The organism is uncultured Campylobacter sp., from assembly GCF_937890585.1.
Classification (GTDB): domain Bacteria; phylum Campylobacterota; class Campylobacteria; order Campylobacterales; family Campylobacteraceae; genus Campylobacter_A.
Genome location: NZ_CALACG010000363.1, coordinates 1 through 2,745 on the forward strand (window position 1 = coordinate 1; position 2,745 = coordinate 2,745).

The window sequence follows — 2,745 nt, forward strand, 5'->3', positions numbered from 1 at the left end:
ATTTTAAAGGATGAAAGATGATAAAAGTGCCTACAAGCATCTATCTAAGGACTTTAGACGGTAAAGAATTTGACTTTTCTGCCTTTGCAAGGAGCCATGACTGCGTGGTTTTTATCTACCCAAAGATAGGCGAGGACTTTGAGCTTTTAAGCAAGCAGCTGCAAAATACTGCAGGCATGAAAGGCTGCACGAAGCAAGCGATAAACTACAAAAAACTTCTTAAAGAATTTAACGATCTTGGCTTTATGGTAGTAGCTATTGGCTCCCAAGATATCGCTGCTCAGAAGAAATTTGAAGAAGAGACCGCAACTGGCGTGATGTTTTTAAACGATAGCGAGTTTATGCTAGAGCGAGCGCTTGAACTACCAGTGTTTGCCGCTTCAAATGGGCATAAATTTTACTTTCGTCAAACACTTATCATAAAAGGCGGCAATATAAGGCGCGCATATATCGTTGATGAACCTGAAAACGACGCTAAAAATATGCTTGAAAAATTGCAAAATAAAGACTACTAGGAGGGTAAAATGAGCCAAAATAGCAAGATCGAAAAGTCTTATGATGAGCTAACATATAAATCAGCAGCATTTGCGCAGTCATCGCCCTATAAACTAGAGGCTTGCGCTACGCTTCTTGGCATCAACCCGCCGCCTTGCAAAAACGCAAAAGTGCTCGAGATAGGGTGCAGCTTTGGCGGAAATTTGATCCCATTTGCCGTAAATAACGAGAACGCAAGAGTAGTTGGCATCGATCTTAGCGGCGAGCAAATAAGGCGCGGACAAGAGATCGTTAAAGAGATAGGACTAAGCAATTTAGAGCTAATTCACGGCGATATCTGTGAGTTTAAAAGTGATGAGAAATTTGACTACATCATAGTTCATGGCGTCTTTAGCTGGGTACCTGACTTTGTAAAAGATGCTATTTTAAGGGTTGTAAGAGAAAATTTAAGCCAAAACGGCGTGGTGTTTATCTCTTACAATGTCTATCCAGGCTGGAAAACAAAGGATGTTGTGCGTGATCTTATGTTGCTTGCTGCAAAGGACAAGGAAAATACAGAAGAGAAACTAAAGGCAGCCAAAGAAGCACTTATTGTATTTAAAGAGTTTTTACTAAGTATGGACAACGAAAACTATAAGAAGAAAATGCCCATTGAGATGCTTCTTTTCTGGATAGACACTATTCTTGATAAGAGTGATTTTTACGTAGCTCATGAGTTTTTAGAGGATATTAATGATCCTTTTTATTTTAAAGATTTTAATGCAATGCTTGTTAAAAACGACCTATCTTATCTTTGCGAGTGTACACTTGAAGATATTTTTGTTCCAGATCTCGGTATGAATAAGGCTGATAGCTATAAAAATGATAAATTTAAGGATAGAATTGATCTAGAGCAGTTTATGGATATTGCTAATAATAAGGTCTTTAGACAAAGCTTGATTGTACATAGCGAGGCTTATAAAAAAGTAGCAAACAAACAAATAGGCCCAAGCGATATAAATAAAATTCATATAGTAGCGGACTTTATAAAAAAAGATGATATGTGGTATGATAAACATCATGTTATGCCACAAGATATATGGTGGCTTTGTGAGGTTTTTAACAAGATATTTCCAGCGAGCATAAACCTCTCTCAAATTTTAGAAATTTTACCAGAAGATAAGCTTACAGTTTATAGCGCTTTTGTAAGGCTTTTAACTAACTCAGCAAGCGCAATGATCGTAAAAGATGAGCTAAAAGATATAGAGTATAGGCCAGGGTACTCAAGGCTAAATCCAAATTTGATAAATTATGTTAAGTATTTTTTAAAACATAAAGAAGAGACAAATATTGGTTTTGCAAATAGATTTTGTGTATCTGAAAGATTAAATTTGGTTGATTACTATATATTTTTACTATTAGATGGTAAAAATAATTTAGAAGACATTGCGTCTAAGGCTTTAAAATTTATAAAAGAAAATGACGTAAAAATATTTGAAGCAAATGGCGAAGAGATAAAAAGAAACAAGGTTGTATCAAATATATTAAACTATGTGGCAGGCACTATAAGAATAGCTAGCATGCTCTATCTGCTAGAAGAAATTTAAACAATGAGAAGATTTTTTGCTCTTTTGTTTTGTGTGTTTTTAGCTGGTTGTGCGAGCCAGAGAGGTGTGAAAAATTTAAATCTCACCCAAAGTTTAAATTTTAACGGCAAGACATATTTAAAAGTGCTTGAGCAAGGCGATGCTGCGGTATATAGTGGTACTTTACATGGAGGAATTTATATCTATATAAATGATATAAAGCCAGCAAACTATCTTGGCATTGTAAAGTCTGAGCGAAATGCCTTTTTTAGTGCAAAAGAGCTCTCGCAAAATGATATTTTGATAAAGAACGTAAAAGAGTTTGGAAGCGTGTTTGACACTAGTTTGGAGCGCGCACGAGAGCTAAAATGCGGCGTTTTAGTGGTTAAGCTAAAAGAGAGACTTGACGATATGGACGCGGGCGTTAAATTTTTAGAGCAAAGTGAAAGTGCATTTTTAAAAATGAGTAGCGAGATAGGCTGCAAATAGCCTATCTTTTGCTCTCTTTGTCAAATTTAGATGCAAGCTCGCTGATCTCATCTTTTAAATTTAGCGCATTTTTACCAAGAGCTACGAAAAACGGACTTTTTAAATGAGCAAGCTTATAGCTCATATCTTTGCCACTACTAGCGTCAAAGACCTTGCCGCCGCAAAAATTTACTATCGCTTCGCCGGCTGCGTTATC

General features: G+C 36.3%; 3 protein-coding genes and 1 pseudogene. 3 read left to right on the plus strand and 1 reads right to left on the minus strand.

The window, feature by feature from the left end:
* Positions 1-17: 17 nt before the first annotated feature.
* Genes Q0296_RS10850 through Q0296_RS10860 form a run of 3 tightly spaced genes read left to right on the plus strand, consistent with a single transcriptional unit; the run spans position 18 to position 2,549 of the window.
* On the plus strand, positions 18-515 hold the full coding sequence (locus tag Q0296_RS10850; RefSeq protein WP_298040488.1) for a redoxin family protein: 498 nt from the start codon (positions 18-20) through the stop codon (positions 513-515).
* 9 nt (positions 516-524) lie between these two features.
* Complete coding sequence (locus tag Q0296_RS10855; RefSeq protein WP_298040490.1) at positions 525-2,081, plus strand: class I SAM-dependent methyltransferase; 1,557 nt, start codon at positions 525-527, stop codon at positions 2,079-2,081.
* A gap of 3 nt (positions 2,082-2,084) precedes the next feature.
* Complete coding sequence (locus Q0296_RS10860; RefSeq protein WP_298040492.1) at positions 2,085-2,549, plus strand: damage-inducible protein; 465 nt, start codon at positions 2,085-2,087, stop codon at positions 2,547-2,549.
* Between the two features lies 1 nt (position 2,550).
* Here the strand turns inward: Q0296_RS10860 and Q0296_RS10865 are convergent.
* Positions 2,551-2,745 (minus strand): annotated as a pseudogene (locus tag Q0296_RS10865) (hypothetical protein); the annotation flags it as partial.